Origin of the sequence: Actinotignum sanguinis (assembly GCF_030230305.1) — a bacterium.
GTDB classification, from domain to species: domain Bacteria; phylum Actinomycetota; class Actinomycetes; order Actinomycetales; family Actinomycetaceae; genus Actinotignum; species Actinotignum sanguinis.
This window is the reverse complement of sequence record NZ_JASPCQ010000002.1, coordinates 225,953-244,521: the sequence shown is the minus strand read 5'-3', so window position 1 is coordinate 244,521 and position 18,569 is coordinate 225,953. Positions and strand designations below refer to the sequence as shown.

The 18,569-nt window shown below is 64.1% G+C and carries 8 protein-coding genes; 5 read left to right on the top strand and 3 right to left on the bottom strand.

From position 1 onward, the window contains the following. Nucleotides 1-114 precede the first annotated feature (114 nt). The gene (gene pgi, locus QP828_RS02250; RefSeq protein ID WP_126134759.1) at nucleotides 115-1,770 is read left to right on the top strand and encodes a glucose-6-phosphate isomerase; all 1,656 of its coding nucleotides are present in this window, start codon (nucleotides 115-117) and stop codon (nucleotides 1,768-1,770) included. A 330-nt stretch (nucleotides 1,771-2,100) separates the two neighbouring features. Here the strand turns inward: pgi and QP828_RS02245 are convergent, their stop codons facing one another. Genes QP828_RS02245 through QP828_RS02235 form a run of 3 tightly spaced genes read right to left on the bottom strand, consistent with a single transcriptional unit; the run spans nucleotide 2,101 to nucleotide 4,711 of the window. Continuing rightward, complete coding sequence (locus QP828_RS02245) at nucleotides 2,101-2,925, bottom strand: amino acid ABC transporter ATP-binding protein (RefSeq protein WP_126134760.1); 825 nt, start codon at nucleotides 2,923-2,925, stop codon at nucleotides 2,101-2,103. Between the two features lie 8 nt (nucleotides 2,926-2,933). After that, complete coding sequence (locus QP828_RS02240) at nucleotides 2,934-3,800, bottom strand: amino acid ABC transporter permease (protein WP_274733567.1); 867 nt, start codon at nucleotides 3,798-3,800, stop codon at nucleotides 2,934-2,936. Continuing rightward, on the bottom strand, nucleotides 3,800-4,711 hold the full coding sequence (locus QP828_RS02235; RefSeq protein ID WP_274733566.1) for an ABC transporter substrate-binding protein: 912 nt from the start codon (nucleotides 4,709-4,711) through the stop codon (nucleotides 3,800-3,802). The genes QP828_RS02240 and QP828_RS02235 overlap by 1 nt, the downstream gene beginning before the upstream one ends. Nucleotides 4,712-4,996: 285 nt before the next feature. Between QP828_RS02235 and QP828_RS02230 the strand changes: the two genes are divergently transcribed. The 4 genes from QP828_RS02230 to QP828_RS02215 all read left to right on the top strand — a co-directional run bounded on the left by QP828_RS02230 (nucleotide 4,997) and on the right by QP828_RS02215 (nucleotide 18,512). Then, nucleotides 4,997-5,872 carry a biotin--[acetyl-CoA-carboxylase] ligase gene (locus tag QP828_RS02230; RefSeq protein WP_274755781.1) on the top strand — a complete coding sequence of 292 codons (876 nt, stop codon included), beginning with the start codon at nucleotides 4,997-4,999 and terminating at the stop codon, nucleotides 5,870-5,872. Nucleotides 5,873-5,874: 2 nt separating this feature from the next. After that, complete coding sequence (locus QP828_RS02225) at nucleotides 5,875-7,629, top strand: acetyl/propionyl/methylcrotonyl-CoA carboxylase subunit alpha (RefSeq protein WP_274755782.1); 1,755 nt, start codon at nucleotides 5,875-5,877, stop codon at nucleotides 7,627-7,629. A gap of 89 nt (nucleotides 7,630-7,718) precedes the next feature. Continuing rightward, entirely contained in the window at nucleotides 7,719-9,323 is a 1,605-nt protein-coding gene (locus QP828_RS02220; RefSeq protein WP_274733563.1) for an acyl-CoA carboxylase subunit beta, read from the top strand. Nucleotides 9,324-9,458: 135 nt separating this feature from the next. Beyond that, entirely contained in the window at nucleotides 9,459-18,512 is a 9,054-nt protein-coding gene (locus QP828_RS02215) for a type I polyketide synthase (RefSeq protein ID WP_279058210.1), read from the top strand. Nucleotides 18,513-18,569: the final 57 nt, after the last annotated feature.

The following is an 18,569-nucleotide window of genomic DNA, read 5'->3' as shown; positions in this document are numbered from 1 at the left end:
CATGTGTGGTGCTAGAGTCCGGTGGCGCGCCCGCGCGGTGTGGTAGCGCGCGCCGCGCGGCCGCGAAGTTGATTACACTACGAGTTAAAGACTACTTCGAGGATGAGGATAACCATGTCGCACCCCATTGACCCCACAACCACGCGCGCCTGGGCGCGGCTGCATGACCTTCACGAGGGCTTCACCGCTGATTTCCGCGCCCGCTTCGCCGCGGATCCCCAGCGCGCTGAGCGGCTGAGTTTCACCGCCGGCGATCTTTTTGTGGATCTGTCAAAGTCGTATCTGGACGACGACGTCCGCGATGCGCTGCTCCAGCTCGCTGAAGAAACCGGCGTTGCCGCCCGCCGCGATGCCATGCTGCGCGGAGAGCGCATTAACGTAACCGAAAATAGGGCGGTGCTCCACACCGCACTGCGGCGCACCGCGGACGACACAGTGGAAGTAGACGGGCATAACGTCGTCGCTGATGTACGCGAAGTCCTCGAGCGGATGTACGCTTTCGCCACCAAGGTACGCGAGGGCAGCTGGCGCGGGGTAACCGGAAAAGCCATCACCACCGTGGTCAATATCGGTATTGGCGGTTCGGATCTGGGCCCGGTCATGGCCTACGAAGCATTGCTCCCGTACGTCAAGGACGGGCTGGAATGCCGCTTCATTTCCAATATCGACCCCACCGATGTGGGGGAGACCCTGCGGGGAGTGGACCCGGAAACCGTGCTCTTCATCGTGGCATCCAAAACGTTCACCACCCTGGAAACCCTCACCAATGCGCGCCAGGCCCGCAGCTGGTTCCTCGCCCAGCTCGCCGCCCGTGGTATTCAAGATCCCGGTGCGGTGGCTAAGCACTTCGTGGCAGTTTCCACCAACCTGGAAAAGGTGGCGGAATTCGGAATTGAGCCCGCCAATGCCTTTGGCTTCTGGGATTGGGTAGGGGGGCGCTACTCGGTTGATAGCGCCGTCGGCCTTTCCCTCGCGATTGCCATCGGACCGGAACATTTCGAAGAATTCCTGTCCGGGTTCCGCACGATTGACGAGCATTTCGCCACCGCGCCGGCCGCGGAAAACGTGCCCCTCCTCATGGGGCTCCTCAATATTTGGTACGTCAATTTCTTCGGGGCGGCCACCCACGCGGTGCTTCCCTACGCCCAATACCTCCACCGTTTCCCGGCCTATCTCCAGCAGCTGACCATGGAATCCAACGGCAAGCGAGTGCGCTGGGACGGCAGCCCGGTGACCACCCAAACAGGGGAAGTGTTCTGGGGTGAGCCGGGCACCAACGGCCAGCATGCTTTCTACCAGCTTATCCACCAGGGCACCCAGCTCATTCCGGCTGATTTCATCGCCTTCGCGAATCCTGTTTTCGCGCTGGTGGACGGGGAAGCCGACCAACATGAGCTCTTCCTCGGCAATTTCTTCGCGCAAACGAAAGCCTTGGCTTTCGGGAAGACCCTGGAGGAAGTACGCGCGGAAGGTACCCCGGAAGAAATCGTGACCGCGCGGGAATTCCCCGGGAATAAGCCGACCGCCTCGATTATGGCCCCGGCTCTCACCCCGGCGGTGCTCGGCCAGCTCATCGCGCTCTACGAGCACATTACCTTCACGCAAGGTGCGGTCTGGGGTATCGATTCCTTCGACCAGTGGGGCGTGGAGCTAGGCAAGCAGATGGCCAAGGAGCTCACCCCGGCGATTAGCGGGGATGAGCAGGCGCTAGAGGCCCAGGATTCCTCCACCCGCCAGCTCATTGAGTACTACCGCGCCCACCGGAAGTAGTGCTGCGCGGCAATAGTGCCGCACGGCACTAGCACCCGGTAGACGCATACGGTGCCGGTCACCCCCTCCACAACGGGAGTGGCCGGCACCATTTATCTAGCTGCCGTAGCGAGGTAATAGACAAAATAGTTGCTATTGACAGCGTGTTGTTAGTTCGGACCCGGCATGTGTTTTCCGAGGTGTACTGCACATGTCGTACATACGAAGTACAGCTCTGACAACACCTAGTCCCCCCGCAGGTGCTGTTGTGCCCCGGGATACTGGTGTGAATCCTGAGGATTCGCTCAAGGAAGGACCGATAGACCGAAAGACGGGGCTGCGGACGGTTGTCTAGAGCACCTTGGTGAAGAAATCGCGGGTGCGCTCCGAGCGCGGGTTATCAATAACCTGCGCCGGGGTGCCTTCGTCGATAATCATGCCCTCGTCGAGGAACACCACTTTATCCGCGACCTCCCGGGCGAAACCGATTTCGTGAGTGACCACCACCATGGTCATCCCCCCGCGGGCTAAATCCTGCATCACGGAGAGAACCTCACCCACGAGCTCCGGATCGAGCGCGGAGGTAGGCTCATCAAAAAGCATGAGTTCGGGGTGCATGGCCAGGGCGCGGGCGATGGCCACCCGCTGCTGCTGCCCGCCCGAAAGCTGCGCCGGGAAATGATTGGCGTGATCGCGCAAACCCACTCGCTCCAGGAGCTCCAAAGCCTCGGCCCGCGCCTCTTTTTCGGGGCGATGGGCCACCTGCACGGGTGCCTCCATAATATTTTCCATCGCGCTCATATGGGGGAAAAGATTGAAGCGCTGGAAAACCATCCCGACCTTGGCGCGCTGGGCGGCAACTTCCGCCTCGGTGCGCTGGCGCAGCCAGGTTCCCTGGGAGGTGAGTGCGCCAGCGCGGCGGGCCAGCACCCCGCGCCACCCGGTGGGGGCGGGCTGCTCGGTCATACCCAGCAACTCCCCGTCCAGGTAGATCCGCCCGGCGGTAATAGTTTCCAACTCATTCAGGCAGCGCAGCAGCGTGGATTTACCCGAACCGGAAGGGCCGAGCAGCACCACCACCTCACCGCGTTCCACCGTGAGATTGACACCTTTGAGAACGGTGTGGTCACCGAAAGATTTGTAGACGTCGCACACGTCCACCATGGCGTGAGTCATTGTGCTCCTTAGGGGGTGACGTCGAGGAAGGCCGTCGTCGCGGTACGCCCGTCAAAGCCGCGCGCGAAATGGCGTTCGATACGGTGCTGCACCATCATGAGCAGCGAGGTAATAACCAGGTACCAGATAGCGGCGACTACGAGGAAGGGGAAGGGGAGGTACGTTTTCGAACCCAAATCTTGGGCCGCGAACGTGAGGTCCAGAGTAAAGGGGACGGCGAGCACCAGCGACGTCGTTTTAAGCATCGAGATTGTTTCGTTCCCGGTGGGCGGAATAATAATGCGCATGGCCTGCGGCAAAATAATACGCCGCATAATCGTACCCGAACGCATCCCCAGCGCCACCGCGGCTTCCCGCTGGCCCGGATCAATTGCACCCAAACCGGAGCGGATGATCTCCGCCAGGTAGGCACCTTCGTTGAGCCCCAGCCCGATAATCGCCGCGATAAACGGGGTGATGACCCGGTCTGTGTGGAAGGTAAAGAATTCCGGCCCGAAGGGAATGCCCAGGGATAGCTTCTGGTAGAGCGAGGGTAGCAGGCCCCAGAACATGAGCTGGGTGTAAATCGGGGTACCGCGGAAGAACCAAATATAGAACCGGGCCGCCGCGCGCAATACCGCGTTACTTGATTCGCGCAGCACCGCCATGGTCAAAGCCAAGATGATGCCAATAACCATGGCCAGCACCGTCAGCACCAGGGTGTAGACGATACCGCGCAGGATACGCCAGTCGAAAAGATAGCGCCCCACCACATCCCAGTGGAAAGCATCGTTGGTGATAAGCGCATTGAGCGCCATCGCCCCGAGCACCGCCATGACGATGAGCCACACAATATTGCTCAGCTTCACGCGGGCTTGCGGATGAATCTTCTCCATTACTGCACCTGGGGGTTAATCTCGGCAGTGCTCAGCACGCCTTCGGTAATACCGTAATGCGCGAAGATCTCCTTGAGTTCACCCGAATCCATGAGGGATTGCAGGGCGGCCTGCACCGCCTTGGCAAGTTCGGGGTTATCCTTGGCCACCGCGATAGCCACCGGCGCTGAATCGTAAATATCGCCCGTGGTTTTCAGTTGCCCGTTCGAGCGGGCCACGGCGTAACCGAGCACCGGGGAATCAGCGAAAATAGCGTCGTACTGGCCGGAGACCACCCGGGTGACGATTTGCGGTACGTCCGGCAGGGACATGATCTTAATCGGTTTGGCACCCTTGGCTTCGCAGGCCGCGGTGGCTTCCTTGAGGGCATCTTCCTGCGAGGAACCCGTTTGCACACCGATGGTGAAACCGCAGGGGTTATCCGGGGTGAAATCGCTGGACTTGGCCGGCACCCCGTATTCGGAACCCGCCTCGAAGTACGTGATCATATTGAAAGCTTCTTCACGTTCGGGGGTGACGGTGAAGGTTGAGAGGCCCACATCGAATTTGGTTCCGATCTGGGGGAGGAGGGAATCAAATTCCACGTGCGTGGTGGTGCCGTCTTTGAGTCCCATTTTCTTCGCGATGGCGCGCGTGAGATCAATATCGTAACCGGTGGGGGTCTGCCCGTCTGCCTTGCGGTATTCCGCGGGAGCGTAATCGGTGGACGCGCCGTTGCGTAATTGCCCGCGTGCGGTGATATCGCTAGGAACCAGGGCGACGACGGCGGAATCTGCCGCGATGCCATCAACAGCGAAACCGGACTCACCCGGATCGGCCGCGGCGGTGGAATCCGTCAAAGCAGCCTCATCATTGGAGCAGGCGCCCAGCGTGAGGAGGCCGGCAGCGAGCAGCGCGAATGTTTTCTTCATTTTCTTCCCCTACGGTGAATGTTTTTTCAGTGTTCGGGTGGAAATTACTCGGAACAACCCCAAGTATAGCCACTAAATATGCGCGTCGATGTATAAACATGTGAATATGCGGGTAGATAACACCGGCTTTGGCGTATTTGCGGGCTTTGTGCGGCGCGGGTGTGAGAGGACTAACGGTGGCGCGCCCTGCGGATGCGAGTATGTTACGAATCCGTAAGTTACGATTACGTAAGGTTACGCATTGGTAGGTTAGCGGCGGGGTGGCCCGCCGGAAAGAAGGCTGAGGTGAGTCACGTGCATTCAGGAAACGTGCTCTTCCCGCGTACCGCGAGCGCGCTAGGGGAAGTAGGGGTCCCCGGTGCGGCGCTCCTGCATACCGACCTCACCACATCCACCCAGGATGACCTGGCCGAACTCTGGCTCAGTTCCGCGGGTGCGCATATGCCCGGGCTGGTGTGCGGCCTCATTGCTGATAGTCAAAGTGATGGGCGCGGGCGGATGGGCCGCTCCTGGTTCGCCACGAAAGATGGCTCTCTGCTCTTCTCGGTTCTTCTTGCGGTACCGGAAGCGGTGCGCGCGGAGCTGAGCTGGGTCACTTTCGCCGGGGCCCTGGCCGCGCGCGCCGCCCTGGAAAAGCTCGGCGCCCGGGTGGGGATCTCCTGGCCGAATGATATTGTCACCCGCCCGCGGGCCGCGAAAGTCGCCGGCGTACTGGGTGAAGTCGTGAGTACAGACGCGGCCGGGAATATCGGAATTGTCCTCGGGGTAGGAATCAACCTGGGCTTACGGGCCGAAGAACTGCCCACTCCCACCTCCGCCTCCCTTGCTACCGCCGGATTCCCGGTTCCCAGCCGGGATGAGGTAGCCGCCGCCTACCTGCATGAACTGGGGGAACGCTTGGCCGCCCTCATGGCCGCCTGCGGGAGCGGGGAAGGTAGCGCGGCGGAACGCGCCGGACTCCTGGCCGAACTCAATGCCTCCTGCGATACCCTCCGCGCTGGCATCACCGTTAACCGCCCGCGCGATACTCCGGTGCGCGGGCGCGGGGTGCGTATTGCGGCCGACGGCGCCCTCGTGGTCGCCACCGCTGCCGGTGACGTGCGTATTTCTACCGGAGAAGTCTCGCTTGTGGGTCGGCTAGCGCCCTCGGAAGGAAAGTAGTGATGAAAAAAATTCTTGTTGCCAATCGCTCCGAAATCGCCGAGCGCGTTATACGTACCGCACACGATATGGGGATGAAAGCGGTGGCGGTGTATGCCGACGCGGATCGCGAAGCGCAGTTCGTTGAGGATGCCGATAGCGCCTATGCGCTCGAAGGTACCGCGTATGCCGATACCTATATGAATATCGAGAAAATCATCGCGATTGCGCAGCGTTCCCACGCGGATGCCGTGCACCCCGGCTACGGTTTCCTTTCCGAAGTTCCCGAATTCGCCACCGCCGTTATTGAAGCGGGCCTGACGTGGATCGGCCCGGCCCCCGCGGTGCTCCATCGGCTCGGCGATAAAATCCAGGCGCGCCGCCTGGCCGAATCAGTGGGCGTGGCCCCGGTGCCCGGCGTTTCCGATCCGGTGCAGGGGCGCGCCGGGGTGGACGAGTTCGTGGCGCGCTTCGGTTTCCCGATTGTCACCAAGAAGGCCGACGGCGGGGGCGGGCGCGGTATCACCATCCATAATGAAGCCGCTGACCTGGACCGCTTCTTCGCGGCCCACGGAGCGGATCTTGATTCCTATTTCGTGGAGCGTTTTATCCGGACCGCCCGCCATATTGAAACGCAGTCGGCGCGCGATTCCCACGGGAACTTCGCGGTGATCTCCACCCGTGATTGTTCGGCCCAGCGCCGCAACCAGAAACTCATCGAAGAAGCACCCGCCCCGCTGCTGCCCGGGAACGCGGAAGCAATTGTGACCGAGTGGTCGCGCCGGCTTTTCGAAGCGGTGGATTACGTTGGTTTGGGCACCTGTGAATTCCTGGTGGAACCCGACGGACGGGTTAATTTCCTGGAAGTGAATCCGCGCCTTCAGGTCGAACACACCGTTTCCGAAGAAGTAACGGGAATGGACCTGGTGCGCGAACAGATCCTGATCGCCTCCGGCGCGGAACTCTCCCAGGTTCCCGCCCCGCGCGCCCACTCGTTCGAATTCCGTATTACCTGTGAGGATCCGGCCACCGGCATGGTGCCCTCTACCGGAACCATTGAAAAAATCCGTTGGCCCCTCGGGCACGGGGTGCGTATCGAATCGGGGATTGAAGAAGGCGATATTGTGACCGCCGATTTCGATCCCATGCTTGCCAAGCTTGTGGTGACCGCCCCGGATCGGGAGCAGGCCATTGCTCGTTCGCGCCGCGCGCTCGCGGAATTGCAGATCACCGGGGTGGCCACCCCCTGCGCCATGTACCGCGATGTGCTGGCTATGGAGGATTTTGCCGGGCATATTCCCTCTACCCGCTGGCTGGAAGATACCGTGCTCCCGAGTTACGAAAATGCGCAGGCCAGCACCACTCCGGCGCCTGTCAAAGATGAGGAACCGCGCCACACCTTCGTTATTGAAGTGGATGGGCGGCGCATGCGCATGACCCTCCCGGCCGCGCTCATTGCCACCGGTTCGCACGTGGCCCGCCGCACCCTGCAGCCGCGCCGTTCCCAGGCGGTCTCCCGCACCGCGATGCCGGCCCAGGATCTTACCGATCCGAGCGGAATGGTGAATTCACCCATCCAGGCAATTGTGGTGCGTGTGGTTGTGGAACCGGGGGATAAGGTGCACGAAGGCGATCTGCTCGTCGTGCTCGAATCCATGAAGATGGAAAGTTATGTTTATTCGCCGCACGATGGCGAAGTGACGGATGTGGAAGTGCGGGCCGGGGCCACCGTGGCGGCCTTCCAGCCCCTCGTGCGGGTGGTGGGTGCCGATGCCTAAAAATATGCGGGGCTGGTATATGCGCCTTGGCCCGTGCGCGCTAGCCCACCACCACTCGAGTCCGTGCCCGCACGTAGCGAAGGAGAATCATGTCGCTGACTGAATTACGATCCGCCCACGAATGGCAAACCTTGGATCATAGCGCCCAGCAGGTGGATCGGGTGCGTTTCGCGGAGTACCAAAACGACCTGGCCCGCCAGGCCGAGGAACGCGCCGCGAAGCGCCAGCACGCCCACGGTAAAAAGACCGCACGGGAGCGTATCGCCCTGCTGTGCGATGAAGGAAGTTTCACGGAGATCGGGCGTTTTGCCGGGGGCAACCTCGGGCGCGGTTTCCAGGGTGCCGCGGTGGTGACCGGAATTGGCCAGGTGGATGGGCAACTGGTGGCCGTGTACGCCCAGGACTTCTCCGTATCCGGGGGCACCCTGGGTGAAGCCGAGGGCGATAAAATCGTGGCCCTCATGGATAAGGCCCTCGAGCTGCGCATCCCCATGGTCTCGCTGCTTGATTCGGGTGGCGCCCGCATCCAGGACGGCGTCGTCGCCCTTTCCCAATACGGCCGCATCTTCAAGAAAACGATCGCGGCATCGGGCATTATCCCGCAACTTTCCGTTATTCTGGGGCCCTGCGCGGGCGGTGCGGTGTACGGCCCGGCGCTCACCGATTTCATTATTATGACGCGTGATAACGCGCATATGTTCGTGACCGGACCGGACGTTGTCAAAGCAACCACCGGCGAAGAGGTGTCTTTCGACGACTTGGGCGGGGCCACCCTCCATAATTTCCAATCCGGGGTGGCCCACTACCTGGCCGCCAATGAGGATGATGCGCTCGATTACACCCGCACCCTCCTCACCTACCTTCCCGCGCATTGCGACGCCTCGCTGCCGCGCTGGGATTATGAGGAAACGGCCGCGGATACCCAGTGCGCCCGCCACCTGACCGATCTGGTACCCGCCTCCACCAAACAGCCCTACGATATGCTCGACGTCATCGCGAACCTCGTGGACTACGGGGAATTCGTGCAGGTCCAGGAACATTTCTCCCGCTCCATCGTGGTGGGATTCGCGGCCTTGGCCGGGCAGTCCGTGGGAATTGTGGCCAATCAGCCGCTCGTGGACGCCGGCACCCTGGACGTGGATGCCTCCGAAAAGGCCGGGCGCTTCGTGCAATTCTGCGATGCTTTCCACGTGCCGGTTATCACCCTCGTGGATGTGCCCGGGTACCGGCCCGGCACCGAACAGGAACAGGCCGGGATTATCCGCCGCGGTGCGAAGTTGATCTGGTCCTACGCGAATGCGACGACGCCCCTCGTCACCGTGGTGTTACGGAAAGCCTACGGGGGCGCCTATATCGTGATGGGGTCGAAGTCCCTGGGTGGGGACCTCAACTTCGCGTGGCCCGGTGCGGAAATTGCGGTGCTCGGCGCCGAGGGCGCGGTCGCTATTACAGGCCGACGGCGCCTGCGGGAAGCTGAACAGAACGGTGAAGATGTGGCGGCGGTGCGCCAGCAGCTCATCGAAGAGTACACCCGCGATAACGTCAATCCTTTCCTTTCCGTGGAACGCGGCGAATTGGACGGCATTATCGCCCCTGAAGATACCCGGCGGGTGCTCATTGAATCCCTGCGCATCCTCGCCACCAAAGACTGCTCGCATCCGGGCGAGCGCCGGCACGGGAATATTCCCATGTAGCGGCCCGCCTCGAGTGGCGTAGCGGATCGCTTATCCGTAAGTACTTCATCCGGAGAGCCCCACCGCCACCTGTGACCTTCCATTTTTCTCAAGAATTGCCTCGCGGGATCTCCCGCACCTAGCAGAAAGAACACTATGACCAGCGTGTATGAATCTCTGACGGCCACCCCGCCCGCCAGCCCCTGGATCCTCCAATTCGCCGGCCAGGGAACCCCCTGGCGCACCGAATTAGATGAGCTGCTCACCTCCGCGCAGCTGCGCGCCGACCTGAGCGCGGTGGATGCGGCGGCCGAAGAAATCCTCGCCCCGGTGCTCCCCGAACTCACCGTGATTTCGGCCGGACGCCTCGACCTGCTCGGCTTGCGCGGCCCGGCCAGCGCCGGGCGGGCCCCCCACACCTCGGTTCCCGGCATCCTCCTCAGCCAGTACGGGGCCTACCGCGATCTAGCGGTGCGCCCCACCGCCACCATCGGGCATTCCCAGGGCGTGCTAGCCGCGGCCATGGTGGAATCCAGCGAGCCGGCCAGTATTTTCGCCCTCGCCCGCCTCATCGGGGCGGCTGCTTCCAAGATCAGCGGGGAACTCGGAATTACCGCCAGCAAGGAGGCCAGCCCCATGCTTTCGGTGCGGGGTGTGGGTGCCCCGCTGCTGCGCCGGCTGGCCGCCAAGGTCCCGGATGCGGATGTTGCCATTATTAACTCCCGGGAAGCCTGCGTGGTATCCGGGCGCCCGGCGGCGCTCACTGCGCTGGTGGCGCTCATCGAACGCGAAGCTGAACGGGAAGCGCGCGCTCGCGCCGATAAGCTCACCGGTGGGGAAGCCCTCCACCCGGTCTGCGAATTCCTCAACGTGGGAGCGCCGTTCCATTCGCCGCTCCTCGAGCCGGCCGTGGCCCTGGTGGATTCCTGGGCGGCCCGCTGTTCCCTGAGCGTGGAACGCAGCGATGAACTCGCTCGCGCGGTGCTGACCGCCAGCCTGGACTGGACCGCGGAATTCGCCGCCACCCTGGAAGAAGCGGGCGGAAAGGGCACCCCGGTGGGCTTCGTGGTGGACTTGGGCCCGGGCCCGAACCTCAAGACCATCGCCCTGGAAAACCTGGCCGGTACCGGAGTGAGCTACGTGGATGCCTCCACCGCCGCGGCCCGCGATGACCTGGTGACCGGAGTGGCGCGGGTGACCCGCACCCGCGATTGGTCCGACTACGCCCCCCAGCTGCGTCAGATCAAGGGGCATACCTACCTGGATACCGCTTTCTCGCGGCTGACCGGGCGCAGCCCGATTATGCTGGGCGGGATGACCCCGACCACCGTGGACGGGGAAATCGTGGCGGCTGCCGCCAACGCCGGGTACTGGACCGAGCTCGCCGGGGGCGGGCAGGTCTCCGAAGAAGTCCTGGCTGAGAACCTCTCCACCCTGCGGGAGCACCTGGAACCGGGCCGGGTGGCTCAGTTCAACACCATGTTCTTGGACCGCTACCTGTGGGATCTCCAGTTCGGATCGCGCCGGCTGGTCTCCCGCCAGCGCGCCGCCGGGGCACCTCTGGATGGCGTGGTTATCAGCGCCGGTATTCCCGAGAAGGAGGAAGCCCTCGACCTCATCGCGCGGCTGCGCGCCGAAGGTTTCCCCTATATTGCTTTCAAGCCGGGTACCGTGGCTCAAATTCGTCAGCTCGTGGAGATCGCCAAGGCGTGCCCGGGTGCCCCGCTCATCGCGCAGGTGGAAGACGGCCACGCCGGCGGGCACCACTCCTGGGAGAACCTGGAAGATCTACTTATCGCAACGTACGGCCAGATGCGTGAGGCCGGGCTCATTATTACCGTGGGCGGCGGGCTGGGCATTCCCGAGCGCGCGTCGTCGTTCCTCACCGGAACGTGGGCACAGGCCTACGGTATGCGGCCCATGCCCGTGGACGGCGTATTCATCGGGACCGCGGCCATGGCCGCGAAAGAAGCGAAAACGAATCCTGATGTGAAGCAGCTGCTCGTCGATACACCCGGCGTGAGCCCGGACGATAACGGCGGTTGGGTGGCGGCCGGCTCCACCCGCGGTGGTATTTGCTCCACCCAGTCCTCCCTGCACGCCGATATTTACAATGTGGAAAACGCGGCTGCCCGCGCCGCCCGCCTCCTCGTGGAAGTGGACGGGGACGCCGAGGCGATTGCCGCGCGCCGCGATGAGATCATCACCGCGATCAACGCCACCGCGAAGCCGTACTTCGGGGATATCGCGCATATGACCTACGCCCAGGTGCTGCGCCGCTACGTGGACCTGACCGTGCCGTGGGCCGACGACCCCACCCAAACCCGTTTCTGGGAAATGCTGCAGCGTTTCGAAGCGCGCCTGTGCACGGCCGAAAGCGGCGACGTTCCCACGCTCTTCCCCACTCAGGAAGATGCCGCCGCCGATCCGCAGGCCGCACTCGAGCGGTTCCTCGCCGCCTACCCGAGCGCCGAAGAACACACCGTTCTGGCGCAGGATGAAGCGTGGTTCGTGGCCCTGGCCTCCAAGTACCCCAAGCCGGTACCCTTCGTGCCGGTTATCAACGAGCAGGTACTGCGGTTCTGGGGTTCGGATTCCCTGTGGCAATCCCATAACCCGCGCTACACCGCGGACCAGGTACGCATTATTCCCGGCCCCACCTCGGTGGCAGCCATCACCAAGGTGGATGAGCCGATCGCCGAGATTCTGGGCCGCTACGAAGAAGACGCGGTTTCCCGGGTAGCCGCTGCCGGAGCGCAGGCCGAACCGGCCTTCTCCCGCGCGGCACGCGATCGCGAAACGTTCCTGCGCGAAACCCCCTTCATTGTGTGGCACGGTCACCTGGCCACCAACCCGGCCCACCTCATTCCGGAAGCGGAAATCCGCGATACCCCGGAGGGCCTGGAAATCTTCGTGCCCCTCGATACGCTCTGGGACGGCACCCAGGCCCATCAGCACGTGGTGCGGCATATGCGCATCCCGCTGCTGCTGCCCGAATCGGTAGCCACCGGCGGGCTGCCCGTGGTGGACGACGCGCGCCTGGAAGATGCCATGCGCGAGGTCCTCGCCGCGATGTCCGGGGTGGGCACCACAACGCTGGGGGGCACCCCCATCACCAAGCAACCCGAGATGATCGACGGCGTGGCCACCCTCACTTTCGCGGTCTCCCCGGAAATCAACACCCTGCACGCGGGGATCACCGCGCCGGCCGGGCGCACCCCGGCGGCCGTGCCCTCCGCGCTGCTCGGCTCGTGCTGGCCCACCATCTATTCCGCGATGGGCTCGGGCGAAGCCGATGGCTACCCGATTATTGAAGGACTGCTCTCCGGCGTGCACCTCGATCACCTCGAAAAGGTGAATGTGCCGGTGGAGGAGATCCTGGAAGCCGGGCAGCTCACCGCGCGCTCCTGGGTGGCCTCCGTGGCTGAATCCTCGGCCGGCCGAGTGCTGACCATCCGCACGAATGTTTCGCGCGAAGATGGCACCGTGGTGCTGGAATTCCAGGAGCGTTTCGCGATGCGCGGGCGTGCTACCACCACCGAACTGCCCTCTGAGCCGGCGGCGCGCGGGGGAGTGGATGCCGATATTATCGACACCCCGCGCTCGGTGCTGCGCAAGGTTACCGTGCAGGCCCCCACCGATATGACGGCTTTCGCCATTGTTTCCGGTGACTTCAACCCGATTCACGTGTCCCGCAACGCCGCGCTGGTGGCGGGAATGGAAGCCCCGCTGGTGCACGGCATGTGGCTGTGCGCCGCCGCCCAGCACGCGGTGGCCGATCCGGTTGCCGGGCGCGCCGCCATGCATATCACCGGGTGGACCTACCGCATGTTCGGCATGGTTAACCTCGGTGACGCGGTGGATATCACCGTGGAGCGCGTGGGCCGGGTGCGCGGGGGCGGGCTTGCCCTCGATGTGACCGCCCGCTGCGGGGATACCGTGGTTTCCCAGGCATCGTGCACCGTGAGCGCCCCGCGTACCGCCTATGTTTACCCGGGCCAGGGGATCCAGGCCCGCGGCATGACCCTCGATGATCGGGCAGCCTCCGCTGCCGTACGCGAGGTGTGGGAACGCGCCGACCGGCATACCCGCTCCGCCCTTGGTTTCTCCATCCTCGCCGTGGTGCGCGATAACCCGGTGGAGCTGCGGGTACGTGATGAGATCTTCCGCCACCCGGAAGGCGTCCTCAACCTCACCCAATTCACCCAGGTGGCGCTCGCGACCGTGGCCTTCGCCCAGACCTCGCGCCTGCGTGAACAAGGTTCACTGGTAAGCGGCGCTTACTTCGCCGGGCATTCCTTGGGCGAATACAATGCGCTGTCCGCCTACTCGCAGGTCTTCAGCCTCGAGGACGTGCTGGAAATCGTGTACCGGCGCGGTACCACGATGCATCATCTTGTGGAACGCGATGAGCAGGGCCGTTCGAATTACCGTATGGGTGCCTTGCGTCCCAACCAATTTGGGGTGGGCGACGACGCCGTGCGCGACTACGTCGCGCAGGTGGCTGCCGCTTCCGGGGAATTCCTCGAGATTGTCAATTACAACCTGGCCGGCGCCCAGTACGCGGTGGCCGGAACCGTAGCGGGCCTGGAAGCCCTGGAAAAGGACGCCAATGAGCGCGCCCGGCAGGCCGGGGGCAAGCGCCCCTTCATGCTGGTTCCCGGTATTGATGTGCCTTTCCACTCCAGCGTGCTGCGCACCGGGGTGGCCGAATTTGGGGATACCCTGCGCGCCATCGTTCCCGCCGATATCAAGCTTGAGATCCTCGAAGGGCGCTACCTGCCGAATCTGGTAGCTCGCCCCTTCGAACTCACGGAAGAGTTCTGCGATGCCATTCTTGAGGTTGTGCCCTCCCGGGTGGTGCGTGAGATTCGCGCCGACCTGCCCGCGCGCCTGGAGCGCGACCGGGTAGGCACCGCCCGCGAGCTACTTATCGAGCTGCTGGCCTGGCAGTTCGCCTCCCCGGTGCGCTGGATTGAAACCCAGGATTACCTCATTGAGGCCGGGGTGGAAGATATCGTGGAAATCGGCCTGGCCGCTTCGCCCACGCTGGCGAATATGGCCACCCGCACCCTGGCGCTGCCCAAGCACGCCCAACGCCACGTGAGCGTGTACAACGTCCAGCGTGACGCCAAGCGGGTTTTGCATGAGGATGTGGCCAGTGCCCCGGTTGCGGAGGACGCACTCGAGGAAAGCACCGCGGCCGCGGCCCCGAGCGCCGCCAACGGTGCCGGTGCGAGCGGCGGCGATATCGCTGCTGCGGCACCCGAAGCTGCGCCTGCTACTCCGGAGGCCCCGGCCCCCGCGGCTGCTCCGGCAGCTGCGGCCGCTCCCGCCCCGGAAAGCGCTCCGGCGGGCGATGGCCAGCCGGCAGCGGATCTGCCCTTCCGGGCCGGTGACGCCCTGCGCGTTTTGCTGGCCTGGTCCACCAAGATCCGTGTGGATCAGATGGGTGATGCCGATTCGGTCGAAACCCTCACCAACGGGGTTTCCTCGAAGCGTAACCAGATCCTTATGGATATGACCGCTGAATTTGACCTGGCCTCCATGGACGGCGCCGCGGAGGCACCGCTCGCCACCCTGGTTTCCCAGGTGGATCAGGCCGCCCACTCCTACAAGCCTTTCGGGAGCGTGCTGCGCGAAGCTATCGCTGACCGGCTGCGTTCCCTCACCGGTGCGGCCGGCGCCAAGCCGGCCCGGGTGGCCCAGCGGGTGCAGGACACCTGGCAGCTCGGTGAAGGCTGGGTGGCGCACGTGACCGCCACGATTCTCCTGGGTACCCGGGAAGGTAAGTCGGTACGCGGCGATGAATTGGCGACCCTCCCGCTCGCCCCCACCTCGGCTGCGCAGCTCGATGACCTCATCGACGCGGCGGTACGGGCGGTGGGTGCAGCCCACGGGGTCAGCGTTGCGCTTCCGAGTACCGGGAGCGGGGCGGGCGGCGTCGTCGACTCCGCGGCCCTGGACGCTTATGCCGAGCGTATGGACGCGATTTTGGCCGGGACCGCCCGCGATCTGCTCGCGCGCCTCGGGCACGATGAGCGCCCGGACACGCAGGCGAGCGCCGATGATCTGGCTCTGCGCGAAGCCATGAGCGCGGAACTGGGCAGCGGTTGGGAAGACTTCGTGACCCCGCGTTTCGATCCGGCCCAGGCCGTGCGCCTGTGCGACCGCTGGGCGACCGCCCGCGAGGACGTTGCCAAGATCGCCTTCGGGCGTGAGGTAAGCGCCAATTTCACCGGCGTTGGGGAAGAAGTGGCCCGCCAGGCCGAATGGCAGGCGGCTCGCAATCCCCATCTGGCGGCGCGTTTCGCCAAGATTGCCCGTGAGGCGCGCGATACCACCCCCGGCATTTACGCCGGGAAGATCGCGGTTGTCACCGGTATGGCAGAAAACTCCATCGCCGGTGCGGTGGTGGCCGGGCTGCTGGCCGGCGGGGCAACCGTCGTCGCCACCTCCTCGCGTATCTCCACCGCGCGTCTGAACTTCGCCAAGAAGCTCTACCGCGAGAACGCCATCAACGGTGCCGAGCTGTGGCTTATTCCCGCCAACCTCGCCTCCTTCCGCGACGTCGACGCGATCACCGCGTGGATCGGTGCCGAACAGCGCGAAACCGTGGGTGCCACCTCGAAGCTCATCAAGCCGGCTCTTATTCCGGATCTGCTCGTGCCCTTCGCGGCGCCGCGGGTGAGCGGCTACCTCAGCGATGCCGGCCCCGAAGCGGAAAACCAGGCCCGAGTGCTGCTGTGGAGCGTGGAGCGCCTCATCGGCACCCTCGCGAGCCTCGGAACCGATGCCGCTATCGATCACCGTATGCACGTGATCCTGCCGGGCTCCCCGAACCGGGGCTCCTTCGGTGGGGACGGTGCCTACGGCGAGGTCAAGGCCGCGCTGGATGCGGTGGTCAATAAGTGGCGCGTGGAGCCGTGGGGCCAGCGCACCACCATTGCCCACGCGAAGATCGGGTGGGTGCGCGGCACCGGCCTCATGGGCGGGAACGACCCGCTGGTCGAAGCTGTGGAAGCCAAGGGTGTGCACACCTGGTCCACGGCGGAAGCCGGGCGCGAACTGCTCACTCTCTTCACCCCCGAATCCGTGGCTGCTGCCCGCCGCGCCCCGGTTATCCACGATATGACCGGCGGCTTGGGCGATATTAACCTGCCCGAACTGGCCGCCAGCATCACGCCGGCCGCACCCGCACCTGCTGCGGAGGACGCGCCGAGCGTGCGGGCGCTGCCCAGCCCGGTGAGCATCCACCAGCCCACTATGGACCTGGGTGCTTTCGGGAAGGGTACCGCGAAGCCCGAGGACCTCGTGGTCATCGTGGGGCTGGGCGAAACCGGCCCCTGGGGCAGTTCGCGCACCCGGTGGGAAGCCGAACTGGGGATTCAAAGCGACGGCGATGTGGACCTCACCCCGGCCGGGGTGCTCGAGCTGGCCTGGATGATGGGCCTGCTCACCTGGTTCGATACCCCCAAGCCGGGCTGGTACACGCCCGAAGGGGAACTGGTGCCGGAAGAGGATATCTTCGAGCGCTACCGCGATGAGGTTGTGGCACGTTCCGGAATCCGCGCCTTTGTGGACGACGGGCCGCTGGCCGATATCGGGACCACCGATATCGCCCCGGTCTACCTGGAAAAGGACGTTGTTTTCACGGCCGGTAGCGAGGCGGAGGCCCGCGCCCATGCCGAAGCAGATCCGAACTTCACCAGCTTCTTCGAAGAAGACGGCGAATGGCGGGTGCTGCGCAAGGCCGGGGCACTGACCTATATGCCGCGTCGTACCACGCTCACCCGGCGCGTGGGCGGGCAGTTCCCCACCGATTTCGATCCGGCCAAGTGGGGGATTCCGGCGTCGCTCGTGGAGAGCGCGGACCGCATGGCTATCTACAACCTCATGACGGCGGTAGATGCCTTCCTCTCGGCCGGGTTCTCCCCGGCGGAGCTGCTCGAATACGTCCACCCGGTGGATGTCTCCTCCACGCAGGGCACCGGCTTTGGCGGGATGACCTCCATGCGCCGCCTGTACGTGGATCGTTTCCTGGGGAAGGATTATCCGCAGGATATCCTCCAGGAAACCCTGCCGAATGTTATCGCCGCGCACACCATGCAGGCGTACGTGGGTGGTTATGGTTCCATGATTCACCCCATCGGCGCTTGCGCGACCGCCGCCGTTTCGGTGGAAGAGGGCGTGGATAAGATCGCCACCGGCAAGGCCCAGTTCGTGGTCTCCGGCGCGATTGATGACGTGCAGGTGGAGTCCCTCATCGGTTTCGGTGATATGAATGCGACGGCGGATTCTGCCGCGATGGCAAAGAAGGGCATTAACCCGCGCTTCTTCTCCCGCGCCGGCGATCTGCGCCGCGGTGGCTTCGTGGAAGCTTGCGGTGGCGGCACGGTGCTGCTGGCCCGCGGAGATGTGGCCGCCCAGATGGGGCTGCCCGTCTACGGTGTGGTGGCCTATATCCGCTCCTTCGCGGACGGTATCCAAACCTCGATCCCGGCACCGGGCCTGGGAGCGCTGGCCGCGGGCATGGGCGGAGAAAACTCCGTGCTGGCCACGAACCTGCGCAATCTGGGCGTGAGTGTGGACGACGTCGCCGTGCTTTCCAAGCACGATACCTCCACCAATGCGAACGACCCGAACGAAGCGGAACTCCATGACCGCCTCTTCACGGCACTGGGGCGCAGCGAAGGCAACCCGCTTTACGTTGTCTCCCAGAAGACCCTGACCGGACATTCTAAGGGCGGGGCGGCGCTCTTCCAGATGGCTGGCATCACCCAGATGTTCGCCACCGGGAAGATCCCGGGTAATAAGGCCCTGGACTGCTCCGATCCGGCCTTCGAGGAACGTAGCTACCTGGTGTGGCCGCGCGATGTCCTCGAGGTGGGGGATATTAAGGCGGCCGTGCTGACCTCGCTTGGCTTCGGGCACGTCTCCGCGCTCATGATGCTCGTGCATCCGGCGGCTTTCGAGGCGGCTATCGCGCGCACCAACGGCGCTAAGGCAGCCCAGCTGTGGCGCGAGAGCGCTGATATGCGCCTGCTGGAAGGCGCGCGTCACCTGGTTGCCGGAATGGTCGGCCACGCGCCGCTCTACACCGAAACCTCGGTGGACGAGCGCTTCGCCGGGGATCGCCACGAAGGTGAAGCCGCGCTGCTCCTCGATCCGCGCTACCGCCTGGTGAACGGTAAGTACCAGCTGCGCTAAATCAGAGCGGGTACAGCCCATAGGAGCGGGGCGGGTAGGTTGTGATGACCTACCCGC